Annotated in this window: 16 protein-coding genes and 1 tRNA gene; 11 read left to right on the top strand and 6 right to left on the bottom strand. The window is 73.7% G+C overall.

Annotated features, from left to right (window positions below):
- Positions 1–264 (bottom strand): hypothetical protein (locus ACFVUY_RS34740; RefSeq protein ID WP_387736272.1); only part of this gene is annotated, 264 nt, incomplete at its 3' end.
- 189 nt (positions 265–453) lie between these two features.
- A tRNA-Leu gene (locus ACFVUY_RS34735) sits at positions 454–538 on the bottom strand.
- 291 nt (positions 539–829) lie between these two features.
- On the opposite strand from ACFVUY_RS34735, the gene ACFVUY_RS34730 reads away from it, so the two are divergent.
- From ACFVUY_RS34730 to ACFVUY_RS34720, 3 genes are all read left to right on the top strand, one after another.
- Positions 830–2,161, top strand: coding sequence for a M20/M25/M40 family metallo-hydrolase (locus tag ACFVUY_RS34730; protein WP_387695929.1), 1,332 nt, complete (start codon positions 830–832; stop codon positions 2,159–2,161).
- A 256-nt stretch (positions 2,162–2,417) separates the two neighbouring features.
- A complete protein-coding gene (locus tag ACFVUY_RS34725; RefSeq protein WP_359901243.1) occupies positions 2,418–2,657 on the top strand; it encodes a chaplin in 240 nt (79 codons plus the stop codon).
- Between the two features lie 362 nt (positions 2,658–3,019).
- A complete protein-coding gene (locus ACFVUY_RS34720) occupies positions 3,020–3,889 on the top strand; it encodes a chaplin (protein ID WP_387695932.1) in 870 nt (289 codons plus the stop codon).
- A gap of 151 nt (positions 3,890–4,040) precedes the next feature.
- On the opposite strand, the gene ACFVUY_RS34715 is transcribed toward ACFVUY_RS34720, so the two are convergent.
- Entirely contained in the window at positions 4,041–4,241 is a 201-nt protein-coding gene (locus tag ACFVUY_RS34715; protein WP_387695935.1) for a DUF5703 family protein, read from the bottom strand.
- A 373-nt stretch (positions 4,242–4,614) separates the two neighbouring features.
- Between ACFVUY_RS34715 and ACFVUY_RS34710 the strand changes: the two genes are divergently transcribed.
- A complete protein-coding gene (locus tag ACFVUY_RS34710; protein ID WP_380554277.1) occupies positions 4,615–5,220 on the top strand; it encodes a hypothetical protein in 606 nt (201 codons plus the stop codon).
- A 90-nt stretch (positions 5,221–5,310) separates the two neighbouring features.
- Here the strand turns inward: ACFVUY_RS34710 and ACFVUY_RS34705 are convergent, their stop codons facing one another.
- On the bottom strand, positions 5,311–7,548 hold the full coding sequence (locus tag ACFVUY_RS34705) for an ATP-binding domain-containing protein (RefSeq protein ID WP_387736269.1): 2,238 nt from the start codon (positions 7,546–7,548) through the stop codon (positions 5,311–5,313).
- Between the two features lie 58 nt (positions 7,549–7,606).
- Positions 7,607–8,587, bottom strand: coding sequence for an aldo/keto reductase (locus tag ACFVUY_RS34700; protein ID WP_359901232.1), 981 nt, complete (start codon positions 8,585–8,587; stop codon positions 7,607–7,609).
- A gap of 240 nt (positions 8,588–8,827) precedes the next feature.
- Between ACFVUY_RS34700 and ACFVUY_RS34695 the strand changes: the two genes are divergently transcribed.
- Complete coding sequence (locus tag ACFVUY_RS34695) at positions 8,828–9,874, top strand: LLM class F420-dependent oxidoreductase (RefSeq protein WP_387692975.1); 1,047 nt, start codon at positions 8,828–8,830, stop codon at positions 9,872–9,874.
- 75 nt (positions 9,875–9,949) lie between these two features.
- On the opposite strand, the gene ACFVUY_RS34690 is transcribed toward ACFVUY_RS34695, so the two are convergent.
- Positions 9,950–10,930, bottom strand: a complete 981-nt coding sequence (locus ACFVUY_RS34690; RefSeq protein WP_387692977.1) for a magnesium and cobalt transport protein CorA — start codon at positions 10,928–10,930, stop codon at positions 9,950–9,952.
- Between the two features lie 139 nt (positions 10,931–11,069).
- Between ACFVUY_RS34690 and ACFVUY_RS34685 the strand changes: the two genes are divergently transcribed.
- The 6 genes from ACFVUY_RS34685 (at position 11,070) to mshC (ending at position 16,871) form a co-directional block, all read left to right on the top strand.
- Positions 11,070–11,762, top strand: a complete 693-nt coding sequence (locus ACFVUY_RS34685; protein WP_387692979.1) for an MSMEG_4193 family putative phosphomutase — start codon at positions 11,070–11,072, stop codon at positions 11,760–11,762.
- A 196-nt stretch (positions 11,763–11,958) separates the two neighbouring features.
- Entirely contained in the window at positions 11,959–12,528 is a 570-nt protein-coding gene (locus tag ACFVUY_RS34680) for a DUF3090 domain-containing protein (RefSeq protein WP_387692981.1), read from the top strand.
- 44 nt (positions 12,529–12,572) lie between these two features.
- Positions 12,573–13,370: an SCO1664 family protein gene (locus ACFVUY_RS34675; protein WP_359901268.1), complete on the top strand. Its 798-nt coding sequence runs from the start codon at positions 12,573–12,575 to the stop codon at positions 13,368–13,370.
- Positions 13,371–13,513: 143 nt separating this feature from the next.
- Positions 13,514–14,443: an AraC family transcriptional regulator gene (locus ACFVUY_RS34670; RefSeq protein ID WP_387692983.1), complete on the top strand. Its 930-nt coding sequence runs from the start codon at positions 13,514–13,516 to the stop codon at positions 14,441–14,443.
- Between the two features lie 124 nt (positions 14,444–14,567).
- A complete protein-coding gene (locus ACFVUY_RS34665; RefSeq protein ID WP_359901216.1) occupies positions 14,568–15,398 on the top strand; it encodes a carbohydrate-binding protein in 831 nt (276 codons plus the stop codon).
- A 243-nt stretch (positions 15,399–15,641) separates the two neighbouring features.
- A complete protein-coding gene (gene mshC / locus ACFVUY_RS34660; RefSeq protein ID WP_387692985.1) occupies positions 15,642–16,871 on the top strand; it encodes a cysteine--1-D-myo-inosityl 2-amino-2-deoxy-alpha-D-glucopyranoside ligase in 1,230 nt (409 codons plus the stop codon).
- Positions 16,872–16,916: the final 45 nt, after the last annotated feature.

Below are 16,916 nucleotides of genomic sequence, written 5' to 3'. Positions count from 1 at the left end.
GCGGCTGTCCCGGCGGCCGAGGTTGCTCCGGCGGCTGTCCCGGCGGCCGAGGTTGCTCCGGCGGCTGTCCCGGCGGCCGAGGTTGCTCCGGCGGCTGTCCCGGCGGCCGAGGTTGCTCCGGCGGCCGTCCCGGCGACTGAGGTTGCCCCCGCCGCTGCCGCTCCGGCGGCCGAGGCTCCGGCTGCCGCGGCCCCCGCCGCTGCCGTCCCGGCGGCCGAGGCTCCCGCCGCTGCCGCTCCTGCCGCTGCCGCTCCCGCCGCCCACCAGGGCTGACCGAATCCCGCCGTTTTGGGCGTGACCCCGACACCGTCCCGTCGGGCCAGGCCCATCCGGATGCCCGGCCGGTACCCACCGGCCGGGCATCCGGCGTACGGGCGTCCGGCCGGTCGCTTCACGGCGGAGAACCGCGGCCGAAAAGCAAAAAGGCCCCAGATCAACTGGGGCCTTTTTCGGTGTCCGAGGGGGGACTTGAACCCCCACGCCCGATAAAGGGCACTAGCACCTCAAGCTAGCGCGTCTGCCATTCCGCCACCCGGACCGGGTGTCGTCCTCGCGGCTTCCGATCTCTCGTCCGTCGCGCTGACAGATGTAACTGTAGCAAAGATCGGCTTGGGGTCCCAAAACGATTCCCGGTCGGCCGGTGCGACCGGTGGCGGTGGCAAGGGGTGGCGTGTGGCGGGGGCGTGACCAGGGGGTTTCGGGAGCGCGCGGGGGGTGGATCGGGATCCGGGGCTGGGGGAGGATGGGCGGACGTGCTCGTACGGCCCGGGTGCAGGTCCTGGGGGTGGCGCGCTGGTGCGTCGGTGCGGGCCCAAGACGAGGAGTGACCGTGAACGAGCGGAGCGAGTCGGCGGCACCGAAGGTGACGGCTGAGTCCGAGGTCGCCGAGATCTGTCGCGATCTGATCCGGATCGACACCAGCAACTACGGGGACGGCTCCGGCCCGGGGGAGCGGAAGGCGGCCGAGTACGTGGCCGAGCAGCTCGCCGAGTTCGGGCTCGAACCGAAGATCTTCGAGTCCGCCAAGGGCCGGGCGTCGACGGTGGTCCGGATCGAGGGCGAGGACCGCTCCCGTCCGGGCCTGCTGATCCACGGCCACACCGACGTGGTGCCGGCCAACGCCGCGGACTGGACCCACGACCCGTTCGGCGGCGAGATCGCGGACGGCTGCGTCTGGGGGCGCGGCGCGGTCGACATGAAGGACATGGACGCGATGACCCTGGCGGTCGTCCGCGACCGGCTGCGCACCGGGCGCAAGCCCCCGCGCGACATCGTGCTGGCCTTCCTCGCCGACGAGGAGGCCGGCGGCACCTACGGGGCGCGCTTCCTGGTGGACAAGCACCCGGGGCTGTTCGAGGGCGTGACCGAGGCGATCGGCGAGGTCGGCGGCTTCTCCTTCACGGTCAACGACCAGGTCCGCCTCTACCTGGTGGAGACGGCCGAGAAGGGCATGCACTGGATGCGCCTGACGGTCGAGGGCCGGGCCGGCCACGGCTCGATGGAGAACGACGACAACGCGATCACCGAGCTGTGCGAGGCGGTCGCCCGGCTCGGCCGGCACCAGTTCCCGCTGCGGATCACCAAGACCGTCCGGGCCTTCCTGGACGAGCTGTCGGACGCGCTCGGGGTCGAGCTGGACCCGGAGAACATGGACGAGACGCTGCGCGTGCTCGGCGGCATCGCCAAGATGATCGGCACCACGCTGCGCAACACCGCCCAGCCGACCATGCTCGGCGCCGGCTACAAGGTGAACGTGATCCCCGGTCAGGCCACCGCGCACGTGGACGGGCGCTTCCTGCCCGGCTACGAGGAGGAGTTCCTGGCCGAGCTGGACAGCGTGCTCGGCCCGCGCGTGAAGCGCGAGAGCCTGCACTCGGACAAGGCGATCGAGACCGGCTTCGACGGCGCCCTGGTGGAGGCGATGCAGACCGCGCTGCGCGCCGAGGACCCGATCGCCCGCGCGGTGCCGTACTGCCTGTCGGGCGGGACGGACGCCAAGTCGTTCCAGGACCTCGGCATCCGCTGCTTCGGCTTCGCGCCGCTCCAGCTGCCGCCGGAGCTGGACTTCGCCGGGATGTTCCACGGTGTGGACGAGCGGGTGCCGGTGGACGGCCTGAAGTTCGGTGCCCGGGTGCTGGACCGGTTCATCGACGCCTGCTGAAGCCCCTGATCAGGCGACTGGGTCGGCCCGCTCCCGGAATGCCGGGGGCGGGCCGAGCGCATTGTCGGAGCTGATGATTGTGAGATGGGGAAAGGAAGATCGACAGAAGCGATTCTGCCGGAAATCCCAGGCTGATCATGTGTGCGAGACCTCACCGTTGCGGGTGAATGGGAGATCTGTTCCGTACCCCGTTTGCCGCAGCGTCGTTCATCCCTGTGCAGCCCGCCGAACGGGTTGCGTTGTCCATACAGGAGGAATGATGAAGGTCAAGAAGATCGCCGCTGTCGCCGCCGCCACCGGTGGTCTGGTGCTCGCCGCCGCCGGTGTCGCGTCCGCTCACGCCGGTGCCGAGGGTGTGGCCGCCGGCTCCCCGGGTGTCCTCTCGGGCAACCAGATCCAGGTTCCGGTGCACGTCCCGGTCAACCTCTGCGGCAACACCATCAGCGTCATCGGCGTGCTGAACCCGGCGTTCGGCAACCACTGCGCCAACGTCTGATTCGACCTCCGGGCCGTCGAGGCCTGTTGAGCCGATTCGCAACCGGCCCCCGGGCGGCGGACGCGCCGCGCCGGGGGCGTTCGCGTTCCCGGCGGTCAGGTGCGGGTCGGACCCGCTCCGGGCCCGGGCGCCCGCCGGATACACGAGGTCCGACACGATCGCTCGATCGGGTGAAGCCGATTCGTTCGGCTCAACCTCCCCGTTCGCCTCTCGTTAACTCGTGTGCAGCCGAAGCCCTTGCGTGATTTACGGATATACGGAAATTCCGACTTTTTTGAAGGTTCATGTCAAGGTCGACACGTCGTCTCGAAATGTCAGGGGAAAAAATGAGGAATGTAGCCAAGAAGGGGATCCTCACGGCGGTGGCCACGGGCAGTGTGCTGGCCTCGGCCGCCGGCTACGCCTATGCGGGAGGAGCCGAAGCGCAGGGGGGTGCCGTCGGTTCGTCCGGCGTCGTCTCGGGCAACTCGGTCCAGGTGCCGATCCAGGTGCCGATCAATGCCTGCGGCAATACGGTCGACGTGATCGGCTTGCTGAACCCGTCCTACGGCAACCACTGCGCCAACGTCAACGGCGGCGGGGGTCACCCGGCGTCCAAGCCCGTCCAGCACGGCATGCCCGGCGGCTCGGGCGCCACCGGCGGCGGTCACGCCGACGGCAGCCGTCCCGCCGGCGGCGTGGGCGGCGCCGACGCTTCCGGCACCGGCGCCGGCCAGGGTGCCAAGGTCCCGGGTAGCGCGGTCCCGGGTGCCACCGTGCCGGGCGCCACGGTGCCGGGCGCGAGCGCCTCGGGCGTCGCCGCCAACTCGCCGGGCGTGCTCTCCGGCAACAGCGTCCAGGCGCCGGTGGACGTCCCGGTCAACGCCTGCGGCAACTCGGTCAACGTGGTCGGCGTCGGCAACCCGGCCTTCGGCAACGACTGCGTGAACGTGGCCAAGGTCGCCCCGAAGCCCACCCCGAAGCCGGTCGAGGGCTGCGTGGAGGCCTGCCCGACCCCGCCGAAGGTCTCCTCCGAGGAGGTGACGAGCGTCGCGCGCAACAGCGTCCCGCCCGTCTCGGCCGAGCAGGCCGTCGTGGCACCCGCCAAGGCGGTCAAGGCCGCCACGGTCGCCCCGACCGCTCAGCTGGCCTCCACCGGCGCCGGCGGCGTCGAGCTGCTCGGTGCCGCCGGTCTCGCGCTGATGCTCGGTGGTGGCGTGCTCTACCGCCGGGCCCGGGCCGGAGTCCGCTGACCCGGCCGACCGGGGACGGGGGCGCGCGCTGAACCGGACGCGCGCGCACCCGTAGCGGGAACGACCCACCCGCGGCCGCCGGGCGAACGGGCGGCCGCGGGCGCGTGGAGGCTCGACGCGAGGCCCGCCCGGGGCGCCGGTGCCCCGCTCGTCACCAGCTCCGGACCTGCCGGATGATCCGCCGCTTCAGCCGGACCGTCCGGCTGCCGTCGGGGAACAGCTTGAGTCGGTCGAGCTCCCAGTGCCCGTACTCGGCGTGCTCGGTGAGCAGTTGGCGCGCCGCGTTGCGCGTGGTGCCGCGCGGCATGCGCAGGGACTGGTACTCGTACTCCGGCTGCCGGACCGGCTTCAGTGGGGTCAAAACGCTCCTCCTGGGGATCACCTTCGGGCAAGCCTACGGCCTGCCCCGGACGGTCGGCCCGGGTATTTCCGGCCGTCCCTCCCGCGCGGAGGCGGCGGCCGGAAGAGGCATGACCCGGGCCGTCGGCTGACAGCGCATCAGTCCTGTTGCCACTGGGGAAGGGATACCCCGATCCCGGCGCGCGAAGCCGCACCCGGACGACCCCGTCGGGTCCGGTGCGCGCCCTCCGCGCCCGTTTCGCGCCGGTGCCGCGTGGGGACGAAGTGGCACGGATCGGACATCAGGGGGGAAGTTGCGGTGAAAACGCGGGTGGAGGTGACAACCGCTGTGCGTACCGACACCGCGGGGAGATAGCGTCTGCACCATGTCTGATGCCGCGCAGCCCACCATTGCCGAGGTACGCGCCGCCGCTGAGGCGGTCAAGGCCGCCATCGATCGTCATCTGGAAGCGGTGTCAAGCCCCAACGCAGCCGATGATCCCGCCGTTTCCGCCGCGTACGAGCAGCTCGCCACGGCGGCCATCGCCTACGACCAGCTCCTGTACGAGGCCTACGACGAGGTGACGCCCTTCGAGATCCCCGGGGACGAGGGCCCCGGCGGGTACCACGGCCCCGAACAGCCCGAGGCGATCAGCGTGTTGATCCGCCGCGACTACCACGTCGTCGACCCCGAGCGACTGCGTGCCCAGGCCGAGCGGCTGGACGAGTCGCTGACCCCGGGCGGAGCCGGAGCGGGCGGGGTGAACGCCGCGATCGGCGTGCTGTTCGGCGAGTACGAGCCCGACGAGATCGCCGCCCGCAGCGAGGAGTTCGGCCTGGAGGAGGCCGACTCGACGCTCTGGGTCGCGGCCACCGAGCCGACCGAGCCGGGCGAGTGGCTGCCCGAACCCTTCGAGCACGCCGACCCGCAGCTGCTGATCTGCCGGTTCGACGTGAGCGAGGTCTACGACGACGAGGATCCGGACGACTGACGCCGTGCAGGACGGCCGACGGGCGGGCCCGGGATCACCGGGGCCCGCCCGTCGTGCGTTCCGGCCGGCGGCCCGCCGGCCGGACGCCGCTCAGTACTCGGAGGCGGCGGCGTTCTCGGCGAGGACCGCCCGCAGCCGGGTGGTGCGCGGCTGCGCCGGGCGCTTGGCGACGGCCTGGGCCAGCGCCGGGCCCGCCGCGTGCACCACGGACAGGTGCCGCTCGCCGCGGCTGAAGGCGGTGTAGACCCACTGCCGGGTGAGCGCCGGGGCGGCGTCCTCCGGGAGCACCACGACCGCGCCGGGCCAGCGCCGGCCGAGCGCCTGGTGGACGGTCAGCGCCCAGCCGTGCCGCAGTCGGGCGGCCTCGGCCGGCGGGACGGTCCGGTGCGAGCCGTCCGCGTACTCCAGGTGCAGACCGGCGGCGTCGCCGTCCAGCACCCGGGCCGGGCGGGTGATGCCGGGAGCCGGGGAGTCGACCACCCGGTCGCCCGGGTCGAAGCCGCCGAAGCGGCCGGGGCCGGGGTTGAGCCGGGCCTTGGCGGCGGCGTTCAGCGCGCGGGTGCCGGCCGGGCCGCCGTGGCCCGGGGTGAGCAGCACCACCTGCTCGACCGGGATGCCCAGCGCGCGCGGAATGGAGTCGGTGAGCAGCTGGACGGCGCGGTGGACGGCCTCGCCGGCGTCCTTGGCGGTCAGGATGACCACCTCCTTGTCCGGCGCCTCGACCGGCTGGAGCTCGCCGACGCCGATGCCGGAGACCAGCTCGCCGATCGGGCCGAAGTCCGGGGTGCGGGAGGAGACCGCCGGGCAGGCCTTGGCGGCCAGCAGGTCGGCGAAGAACCGGCCGGGGCCAGCCGACCAGAGCTGGCCCGGGTCCCCGCTGAGCACCAGCCGGGTGCCGTCGGCCAGCGACTCCAGGACGGTGGCGGCCAGTTCGACGTCCAGCAGCGGGGCGTCCAGCACGACCAGCAGGTCCAGGGCGAGCGTGCCGTCCGGGGCGCGGCCGGGGCCGGCGGCACCGGAGAGCAGCTCGGCGAGGGTGACCACGGGGGCCTCGGCGCCGGCTCCGGCCCGGGCGAGTGCGGCGAAGGAATCCCGGCCCTGGTCGGTCCAGGTGGCGGCCCAGGCCCGCAGCCCGAGGCCGCGGGCTGCGGCGACCAGTACGGCCGGCTCGGCGCGGGCCGCCTCGCCGCCGGTGTGCAGCACCAGGGCGTGCTCGGCGACGGCCTTGATCAGGGCGGTCGAGGAGGAGGACGGCGCCGCCTCGGCGGCGGCCGCCCAGGCGGCCGGGCCGGGGGCGACGGGGGGCTGTTCGGCGGTGGCCTCGGTGGCCTCTGCCGCTGCCTCCGCGTCGGTGGCCGCCTTCCCGGATTCGTCGGCGTCCTCGGACCCGTCGGCAGCCTCGGCCGCGTCCTCGGTGTCCTCGGCGTCCTCGCCCGGCACGAAGGTGGCCATCAGCTGGAGCAGCTTCTCGGCGAGGCTGTCCTCGGCCATCGCCAGCCCCGCCAGGGCGAGCAGCGTCCGGGTCGGCGCCTCGTCCTCCTCGTCGCCCCCCGCCGCGTGAGCCTCGGGGCCGGTCAGCTCTTCCTGGAAGGACAGCACTCGCCCGTCCTCGACGGCGGCCTGGATCGCGGTGGCCGGCTCGGGCATCCGGAGCCGGTCGAGCCCGGCCGCCACCTCGGCGAGTTCCTGGGCCGAGTGCCCGCGCAGCGCCGCCTGCTCCAGCAGCCACGGCACCAGTGCGCGGGCGCGGCGCTCGTCGCCGGGGCCGGCTCCGGGGCCGAGCAGCTCCCGGGCGAAGCCGTCCGCGTGCTCGGGCCGGACGCCGGGCAGTCCCAGCACCGCCCACGGGTCCTTGCGCAGTCGTGCGGGTGCCTCCTCGCCGAGCGCGGCCACGGCGGCGGTCGCCAGGTCGGCCGGGGCGCCGCCGGCGGTCAGCACCTCGACGGTGGCGCGGAGCACCTCGTCGCGCTGCCGGTCGGACACCACCGGGGCGGGGGCGGCCGGGGCGGGAGCGGGGGCGGCCGGGACGGGAACGGGCGCGGCCGGGACCGGGGCCGGAGCGGCCGGCTCCGACTCCCCGGGCTCCGAGCCTCCGGGCTCCGACCCTTCCGCCTCCGGGACCTCCGCCGTCGGGGCCTCCGCGGGCGGGGCGTCCGCCATCGAGGCCTCCGCGCGGGCGGCGCCCGCCCGTGCGGCACGGTCCGCGGCGTCCTCCGGCTGCATTTCGCGGATCCGCTGGGCCAGCTCCGCGAACTTCGCGGCCTTCGCCTCCGGGGTCAACCGGGCCCCGGCGGTCACCTCCGGAGCGCCGTTCCCCGTGTCAGTCATCGTCGTCCGCTCCAAGGTCACTCCACTGCAGGTTCTGCTCGACAACCCGGGCCGGGGGTCACAGCTCGGTCCACCCCTGGTCCGGGTAGTGGTGCACCGGCGACGAGATGTCGTCCAGCGCACCACGGATCTCATCCGGAAGCGTAAGCGCCTCCACCGACAGTGCCGCCTGCAGCTGGGCCACCGTCCGGGCCCCGACCAGGGCGCTCGCCACCCCGGGCCGGTCCCGGACCCAGGCCAGCGCGACCGCCAGCGGGCTGCTGGCGAGCCCGTCGGCGGCGGTGGCGAGGGCGTCCACGATCCGTCGGGAGCGCTCCCCGAGGTACGGCTGGACGAACCCGGTCAGGTACGGCGAGGCGCCGCGCGAGTCCTGCGGGACGCCGTGCCGGTACTTGCCGGTGAGCACCCCGCGCCCGAGCGGCGAGCCGGCCAGCACCCCGACCCCGGCGTCCAGAGCGGCGGGCAGCGCCTCCCGCTCGATGCCGCGCTGCAGCAGCGAGTACTCCAGTTGCGCCCCGGCCAGCGGTGCCCGCCCGTGGTGGGCGTGCTGCCAGGTGGCGGTCTTGGCGAGCTGCCAGCCGCTGAAGTCGCAGACCCCGACGTAGCGGGCGCGCCCGGAGGAGACGGCGATGTCGAGGGCGCTGAGCGTCTCCTCGACCGGGGTCGCCGGGTCGAAGGAGTGCACCTGCCACAGGTCGACGTGGTCGGTGCCGAGCCGGCGCAGCGAGGCGTCCAGGGCGGCGAGCAGGTGGCCGCGCGAGCCGTCGAAGCGGCGGGCGGACTCCGGGACGCTGCCGGCCTTGGTGGCGATGACGAGCTCGGAGCGGGGGATCAGGCTGTCGGTGAGCCGGGAGATCAGGTACTCGGCGCCGCCGTCCGCGTACACGTCGGCGGTGTCGATCAGGTTGCCGCCGGCGTCGACGAACTCCTTGAGCTGCTCCGCTGCCTCGTGCTCGTCGGTGTCGCGGCCCCAGGTCATGGTGCCGAGGCCGAGCCGGGAGACCTGCAGGCCGGTGCGGCCGAGGTGACGCTTTTCCATCGGACGGGCCCTTCACTGGCCGGTGGCCCCGGGAGGCCCGGCAGCCCTGTGAACGCGCAGGTGGGGAGAGCGCTCCCCACGTCGGCTGAGCGTAGCGGCCGGTGCGCGGGCGGAGGTGCCGACCCGCAGAACGATCAACAGCACCGGTGTGACCCAACCCACTCCTACCCGTCAGTAGCATGTTCGGCGCGGGCACGGCTACCCTCGCTGGCAACCCCAACCCACTGGAAGGTGCGGCAGATGCGACTCGGGATCAACCTCGGCTACTGGGGGCTCGGCATGGACGCCGACAACATCGCCGTCGCCCAGGAGGCGGACCGGCTCGGCTACTCGGTCTGCTGGGCGGCGGAGGCGTACGGCTCGGACGCCGCGACGGTGCTCAGCTTCGTCGCCGCGAAGACCGAGCGGATCGACGTCGGCTCGGCCATCTTCCAGATCCCGGCCCGTACCCCGGCCATGACCGCGATGACCGCCGCGACCCTGGACACCCTGTCCGGCGGCCGGTTCCGGCTCGGCCTCGGCGTCTCGGGCCCGCAGGTGTCCGAGGGCTGGTACGGCGTGAAGTTCGACAAGCCGCTCGCCCGCACCCGCGAGTACGTGGAGATCATCCGCAAGGCGATGTCCCGCGAGCGCCTGGTGCACGAGGGCGCGCACTGGACGCTGCCGCTGCCCGGCGGCCCCGGCAAGCCGATCAAGCTCACCGTGCACCCGGTGCGCGAGCACATCCCGCTGTACATCGCGGCGATCGGCCCGAAGAACCTGGAGCTGACCGGTGAGATCGCCGACGGCTGGCTCGGCATCTTCTTCTCGCCCGAGCACGCCGCGCTCTCCGTCGACCCGCTGACGGCCGGCCGCGCCAAGTCCGGGAGGACGCTGGAGGGCTTCGACCTCTGCCCGACCGTGAACCTCGCGGTCGGCGAGGACATCAAGGCCGGCGTGGACGGCCTGCGCTCGTACGCCGCGCTCTACATCGGCGGCATGGGCAGCAAGGAGAAGAACTTCTACAACCAGCTCGCCCGGCGGATGGGTTACGAGCAGGCCGCCGACGAGATCCAGGAGAAGTACCTCGCCAGGGACTACGCGGGTGCCGCGGCCGCCGTCCCGCACGACCTGATCGACGCCACCTCGCTGATCGGCGACACCGCCCGGATCGCCGACCGGATGCAGGCCTACGCGGAGGCGGGCGTCACCACGCTCACCCTGGCCCCGTCCGGATTCACCCTGGACGAGCGGATCCTGGCGCTGCGCACCGGTGTCGAGGCGCTGGAGCGCGCCGGACTGGCCTGACGGGACAGCACGGACGGGACGGGCCCGACGAACCGGACGGGCCCGACCAACCGGACGGCCGGTGGGGGAGCGGCACTACAGCCAGTCGTGCCGCTTGAACACCCGGTGCAGCACCAGGCAGACCACCACCATCAGCACCAGCACCGCCGGGTACCCCCAGACCTGGTGCAGTTCGGGCATGTGGTCGAAGTTCATCCCGTAGATGCCCGCGATCATCGTCGGTACGGCGGCCAGCGCCGCCCAGGCCGAGATCTTCCGCATGTCGTTGTTCTGCTGGACGCTGACCTGCGCCAGGTTGGCGTTCAGGATGTCGGACAGCAGCCGGTCCATGCCGTCCACCTGGTCGTTCACCCGGGCCACGTGGTCGGCGACGTCCCGCAGGTAGGGCGCGGTCTCGGGGCGGACGAAGCGGGCGCCGCGTTCCAGGGCCAGCATCGGTTCCAGCAGCGGTCCGGTGGCCCTGCGCACGGACATGACCTGGCGCTTGTAGCCGTAGATCCGGCCGGCGGTGTCGCGGCCGACCCGGCCGGGGGAGAAGATGTCCGCCTCCAGCTCGTCCAGGTCGGTCTGGAGTGCGGTGGCCACCTCCATGTAGCCGTCCACGACGGTGTCGCAGACCGAGTGCAGCACCGAGCTGGGCCCGTAGCGCAGTTGCTCGGGATCCTGCTCCAGGGCGGCCCGCAGGCCGCTGAGCGGGCTGTCCTCGCCGTGCCGGACGGTCATCACGAAGTCCGGGCCGAGGAAGACCATCACCTCGCCGACCGTCACGACGTGACCGCCGGGGTGGTAGCCGAGGGTCTTCAGGGTGACGAACAGCGAGCCCTGGTAGGCCTCCACCTTGGGGCGCTGGTGGGCGCTGACGGCGTCCTCGACGGCCAGCGGGTGCAGCGCGAACTCCTTGCCGACGTGGTCGAGTTCCTCGGCGGTGGGCTCGAACAGGCCTATCCAGACGAAGCCGTCCGGACCGGCCGCGCGGGCGGCGGCGAGCGCACCGGCCAGGTCCGCGGGGGCCTCGACCCGGTGGCCGTCGTGATAGGCGGCGCAGTGGACGATCATGCGGGCCATTGTCACCCGAGCGGGGCTGTTCGGCACGGACCCGGGGGGTGCCCGGCCTTCCGGCCTCCCGGTGGCCGGGAGGCGACCGGGCGGAAGAACCGGGGTCCACGGCCGGGCCCGGAAGCCGTAGGCTGACCCCATGCCCACCCTGCTGCTCGTCCGTCACGGCCGCTCCACCGCGAACACCGCTGGAATCCTGGCCGGTTGGACCCCCGGCGTGGACCTCGACGACACCGGGCGCGCGCAGGCCGCCGCGCTGGCCGGCCGACTGGCGGGCATCCCGCTGGTGCAGGCGGTCAGCAGCCCGCTGGAGCGCTGCCGGCAGACGCTGGAGCCGCTGCTGGCGGTCCGGCCCGAGCTGGGCGCGCCGACCGAGGACGAGCGGCTGGGGGAGTGCCACTACGGCGACTGGACCGGCCGCCCGCTGGCGGAGCTGGCCAAGGAGCCGCTCTGGCGCACCGTGCAGGACCACGCCGCCGGGGCCGCTTTCCCCGGCGGGGAGTCGCTGCGCGAGCTGAGCCACCGCACGGTGGACGCGGTGCGCGAGTGGAACCGGAGGATCGCCGCCGAGCACGGCGAGGACGCGGTCTGGATCGCCTGCTCGCACGGGGACGTGATCAAGGCCGTGGTGGCCGACGCGCTCGGGCTGCACCTGGACCACTTCCAGCGGATCAGCGTCGAGCCCTGTTCGGTCACCGCGATCCGCTACACCCCGCAGCGGCCGTTCGTCCTGAGGATGGGCGACACCGGCGACCTCGCCTCGCTCGCCCCCCGGCCCCACCCGGCCGCGGCCACCCCGACCGGTGACGCGGTGGTCGGCGGCGCCGTCTGAGGCACGCCGCCGACGGGCCGTCCGGGGAGGCGCCGTCCGGGGCGGCACCGTCGGTTCCCCGGGTGCCACCCCGCCCGCGGCCGTCGGCTCGGCTCCCCGGCCGGAGCCCGAAGGTCGTAGGGTGACTTACGAGTCCATCCGGCCGCGATCCGCCCCCGGCGGTACCGCGCCGACCGACACGATCCGGAGCGAGAGCGTGCCCCGTCAGGTCTACTTCTACGACCAGCCCGAACGGTTCGTGGCCGGCACCGTCGGCCAGCCCGGCGCCCGGGCGTTCTACCTTCAGGCCAGTGCCCGGGGCCGGATCACCAGCGTGCTGCTGGAGAAGACCCAGGTCGCGGCGCTCGCCGAGCGCATCGAGGAGGTCCTGGACGAGGCGCTGCGGCGCAGTGGCGGAGACTCCGCCATCCCGGCCGCCGCCCCGAAGGACCTGCTCGACACCGCCCCGCTGGACCTCCCGCTGGAGCAGGAGTTCCGGGTCGGCACCATGGCGCTGGCCTGGGACAGCGTGGACAGCTGCCTGGTGGTCGAGGCCCAGGCGCTGGTCGAGGACGAGGAGGAGGAGGACGCCGCCGAGGCGGTCTTCACCGACGACGAGACCGGCCCGGACATGCTCCGGGTGCGGCTGTCCGGTGCGATGGCCCGGGTCTTCGCCAAGCGCGCGCTGGACCTGGTCGCGGCGGGCCGCAAGCCCTGCCCGTTCTGCAACCTGCCGCTCGACCCGGAGGGCCACCTGTGCCCGCGCGCGAACGGCTACCGGCGCTGAACACCGACACCCCGCCGCAGGCCGACCCGGCGGCCGCCGCAGCGCTGGCCGCCGACGTGCCCACCGCCCTCGCGCTGCTGCGCCAGGGCGGCCTGACCGTGCACGGCCGCCTCACCGAGGCCTCCAACGCCGCGCTGTACTGCACGGTCGCGCACGGCTCGCTGAGCGCGCAGGCCGTCTACAAGCCGGTGGCCGGCGAGCGCCCGCTGTGGGACTTCCCGGACGGCACGCTGGCCGGCCGCGAGGTCGCCGCGTACGAGCTGTCCGCCGCGACCGGCTGGGCGCTGATCCCGCCCACCGTGCTGCGCGAGGGCCCGCACGGGCCCGGCATGGTGCAGCTGTGGGTCGAGCCGGACCCGGGGGCCGAGCCGCTGCTCGCGCTCCAGGACCCGCGCGGCCCGGAGCAGGGCTGGCTGCCGATCGTCCGGGCCGAGGTCGAGGGCGGGCGGACGGCCCTGCTGGTGCACCACGACGACCGGCGGCTGCGCCGGCTCGCCGTGCTGGACGCGGTGCTCAACAACGCCGACCGCAAGGGCGGGCACCTGATTCCGGCCGCCGACGGCCGGGTGTACGGCATCGACCACGGTGTCACCTTCAACACCGAGGACAAGCTGCGCACCCTGCTCTGGGGCTGGGCCGGGGACCCGCTGCCCACCGAGGCGCTGGAGGTGCTGGCCCGGCTGGCCGAGCAGTTGGACGGCGAGCTCGCCGAGCGGCTCGCCCCGCACCTGACGGCGGCCGAACTGGACGCGACCCGGGCCCGGGTGGCCGGGCTCCGGGGCTCCGGCCGGCATCCGCTGCCGCCCGAGGACTGGCCGGCGATTCCCTGGCCGCCGGTGTAGTCGGGGGAGTGGCCCGGGGTGCGGCCGGGGGTGCCGACCGGTCCTTGCCGCCGGCCGCGCGAGCGCCGGCGGTACGGGCCGGTCCGTGAGAACGGCGGCAGATGGTCTGGACCTGTGCCCGGAACGGGTCGCACACTGCTCCGATGGATGTGCGACGGACCACCCCCACCCCCCGGACCACGCCGGACCTGCCGTTGCATCGGTTGCAGGTCCCGCTGCCCCAGTTGCTCCCCTTCGCCATCGGCAGTTTCGACGCGATCGGCCCGCTCTCGCGGGCCGGCTTCCCCCACCGGCACTCGTTCTACGAGATCGTCCACGTCACCGGCGGCCACGGCGCCCACGTCCTGGACCTCGTCCACCGGCCGCTGGCGCCACCGCAGTTGTGCGTGATCACGCCCGGCCAGGTGCACTACTGGGCGGACGCCGAGGAGCTGACCGGCCAGGTCGTCCTGTTCAACGAGGACTTCCTGCTCGGCCACCCCCAGGACCTCGCCGCCCTGCGGGCCCTGGCCACCCGCCCGGCCCTCGCGCTCGGTGAGCAGGCCGGGGCGATCGCCGCGCTGCTCGCCGACATGGAGCACGAGTACCGGACCAGGGCGCCGGGCTACCAGGGTGTGCTGCGGGCCAGCCTGCACATCCTGATCGTCCGGGCGCTGCGCGCCTGCGCCCCGGCCGACCGTCCGACGGTGCCCAGCCGCCCGGCCGAAGTGGCCGCCGCCTTCACCCGGTTGATCGCCCGGCCGGGCGGGGTGCGGCACTCGGTGGCCTCCACCGCGCAGGAACTCGGCGTCTCCCCGGGGCACTTGCAGACCCTGGTGAAGCAGGCCACCGGCCGGACCCCGGGCGGCCTGATCCGCCGGCAGCAGACCCTGGAGGCCAAACGGCTGCTCGCCTGCACGGATTTGACGATTCGTCAGGTCTCCAAGGAGGCGGGCTTCGTCGACCCGGCGTACTTCTGCCGGTTCTTCCGCCGGGAGACCGGGATGACCCCGGGGGAGTTCCGGGCCAGGGTCGACGGAAATCACCACGATCCCCGGATCATGTCCATCGCGGTCACGCCGGACGGCCCGTAACTTTGCTGCTGGCCACCGGTGGCCGGCCCGGCGCGCACGGACGGGCGACCGGTCCGGCCCTTGTCATGCCCCCACCATGGCAAGGGCCGCCCCCACCCCCCGCCTCACGAGAAGGAGACGGCGCATGCCCACGCCCGACGGCATGATCAGCCGCAAGACCGTACTGAAGGCCGCCGCCGCGCTAGGGGCTGCTCCGCTGCTGGTCGGCGGCGGAGTCGCACTGGCCCGGGACCGGATCGACAGCGGCGAACCGATCGGCTTCACCCCCGAGTGCCACGACGGGGACGCCCCCACCGTCGAGCAGATCGAGGGTCCGTACTTCAAGCCCAACTCCCCGCTGCGCAGCTCGATGGTCAACGACGGCCCCGGCACCCGCCTGGTGGTCAGCGGCTACGTCTTCGGCCGCGCCTGCCGGCCCATCTCCGGTGTGCTGCTGGACTTCTGGCAGGCCGACAACGGCGGCAACTACGACAACGTCACCTACACCTTCCGCGGCCACCAGTTCACCGACGCCAACGGGGCGTACAAGCTGGACACCATCGTGCCCGGCCTCTACCCGGGCCGCACCCGGCACCTGCACGTCAAGCTGCAGGCCCCCGGCCGCTCGATCATCACCACCCAGCTGTACTTCCCGGGCGAGCCGCGCAACAGCACGGACAGCATCTACGATCCCCGGCTGCTGATGAACGTCCGCCAGAACGGCCAGACCCGCGAGGCCAGTTTCGACTTCGTGCTGGACGTTCCGCAGACCCCCGGCACGCCGAGCCCGTCGCCCACCGTCACCCCGACCGGAGGGCCCAGCACGCCGCCGAGCGGCACCTGGGCCGCGGGCACCGCGTACAAGGCGGGCGACCGCGTCACCTACTCCGGCGTCTCCTACACCTGCCTCCAGGCGCACACCGCCATGGCCGGTTGGGAGCCGCCGAACGTGCCGGCCCTCTGGCAGCGGTCGTAGCGGCTCCGACCGCGTCCCCCGGGGCGCCGGGCGCCCGGTCGGCGGCAGGGCCGACCGGGCGCTCAACCACGTCCGGAACCGGGGCCGGGTCCCGGGCCGCGCCCCGCCTCCTGGCCGGCTCCGCGCCGCACCGGATCCGTGCAATACCAGTCGGAAAACCGCCGGGCAATGGCAAGAAGCGAATCCAGTCGATCTTTCGTACTGGTTAGGCTTTCAAATGTTCGCAAGGTTAAAGTTGTTTCCATGCATGCCTGGCCCGCCTCCGAGGTTCCCGACCTGCCTGGTCAGGGGCTCCCCCTCCGTATCCACGACACCGCTGCGGGCACCGTCCGCGAGGTGGTGCCGCAGGACGGCACCGCCCGGATCTACGTCTGCGGCATCACCCCCTACGACGCGACCCACATGGGCCACGCCGCCACCTACAACGCGTTCGACCTGGTGCAGCGCGTCTGGAAGGACGCCGGCCACGACGTCCTGTACATCCAGAACGTCACCGACGTCGACGACCCGCTGCTCGCCCGCGCGGTCGAGACCGGCCAGGACTGGACCGACCTGGCCGAGCGCGAGACGGCCCTGTTCCGCGAGGACATGACCGCGCTGCGCATGCTCCCGCCGGCCCACTACATCGGCGCCGTCGAGTCGATCCCGTGGATCGTCCCGATCGTCCAGAAGCTGCTGGCCTCCGGCGCCGCCTACCGGGTGGACGGCGACATCTACTTCTCGGTCGACGCCGACCCGCGCTTCGGCGAGGTCTCCGGCCTCACCCGCGAGGCCATGCGCCCGGTCTTCGCCGAGCGCGGCGGCGACCCGGACCGCCCCGGCAAGCGCAACCCGCTCGACGCCCTGCTCTGGCTGGCCGCCCGCCCGGGCGAGCCCGCCTGGGACACCGAGCTCGGCCACGGCCGCCCCGGCTGGCACATCGAGTGCGTCGCCATCGCCCTCCAGTACCTCGGCATGTCCTTCGACATCCAGGGCGGCGGCAGCGACCTCTCCTTCCCGCACCACGAGATGGGCGCCGCGCACGCCCAGGCCGCCACCGGCGCCCACCCGTACGCCAAGGCGTACGTGCACGCCGGCATGGTCGCCCTGGACGGCCACAAGATGTCCAAGTCCCGCGGCAACCTGGTCTTCGTCTCGGTGCTGCGCCGCGAGGGCGTCGACCCGGCCGCGATCCGCCTGGCGCTGCTCTCGCACCACTACCGCGCGGACTGGGAGTGGACCAAGGGCACCCTGGACGAGGCCGTCGAGCGCCTCGCCCGCTGGCGCGCCGCGGTCTCCCGCCCGGACGGTCCGGCGGCCGGGCAGCTGCTCGCCGAGGTGCGCGAGGCGCTCGCGAACGACCTGGACGCGCCCGCCGCGCTGGCCGCGGTCGACCGCTGGGCGGCCCGGCAGGAGGCCGAGGGCGGTACCGACATCGGCGCGCCCGGCCTGGTGACCCGCACCGTGGACGCCCTGCTCGGCGTCGCGCTGTAACCCGCACCCCGCAGCACACACGCCGAAGGGGCGTCAGGACCAGGT

The sequence above is a fragment of the Kitasatospora sp. NPDC058063 genome (genome assembly GCF_042885395.1).
Taxonomy (GTDB): domain Bacteria; phylum Actinomycetota; class Actinomycetes; order Streptomycetales; family Streptomycetaceae; genus Kitasatospora; species Kitasatospora lactacystinica.
The sequence above is the reverse complement of the archived record's forward strand: the minus strand, read 5'-3'. Positions and strand labels throughout refer to the sequence as shown.

Coding starts and splice junctions, on each gene's coding strand:
- ACFVUY_RS34725 (WP_359901243.1), top strand. CDS start 2,418: ATGATGAAGGTCAAGAAGATCGCCGCTGTCGCCGCCGCCACCGGTGGT.
- ACFVUY_RS34710 (WP_380554277.1), top strand. CDS start 4,615: ATGTCTGATGCCGCGCAGCCCACCATTGCCGAGGTACGCGCCGCCGCT.
- ACFVUY_RS34705 (WP_387736269.1), bottom strand. CDS start 7,548: ATGACTGACACGGGGAACGGCGCTCCGGAGGTGACCGCCGGGGCCCGG.
- ACFVUY_RS34700 (WP_359901232.1), bottom strand. CDS start 8,587: ATGGAAAAGCGTCACCTCGGCCGCACCGGCCTGCAGGTCTCCCGGCTC.
- ACFVUY_RS34695 (WP_387692975.1), top strand. CDS start 8,828: ATGCGACTCGGGATCAACCTCGGCTACTGGGGGCTCGGCATGGACGCC.
- ACFVUY_RS34690 (WP_387692977.1), bottom strand. CDS start 10,930: ATGATCGTCCACTGCGCCGCCTATCACGACGGCCACCGGGTCGAGGCC.
- ACFVUY_RS34685 (WP_387692979.1), top strand. CDS start 11,070: ATGCCCACCCTGCTGCTCGTCCGTCACGGCCGCTCCACCGCGAACACC.
- ACFVUY_RS34670 (WP_387692983.1), top strand. CDS start 13,514: ATGGATGTGCGACGGACCACCCCCACCCCCCGGACCACGCCGGACCTG.
- ACFVUY_RS34665 (WP_359901216.1), top strand. CDS start 14,568: ATGCCCACGCCCGACGGCATGATCAGCCGCAAGACCGTACTGAAGGCC.
- mshC (WP_387692985.1), top strand. CDS start 15,642: ATGCATGCCTGGCCCGCCTCCGAGGTTCCCGACCTGCCTGGTCAGGGG.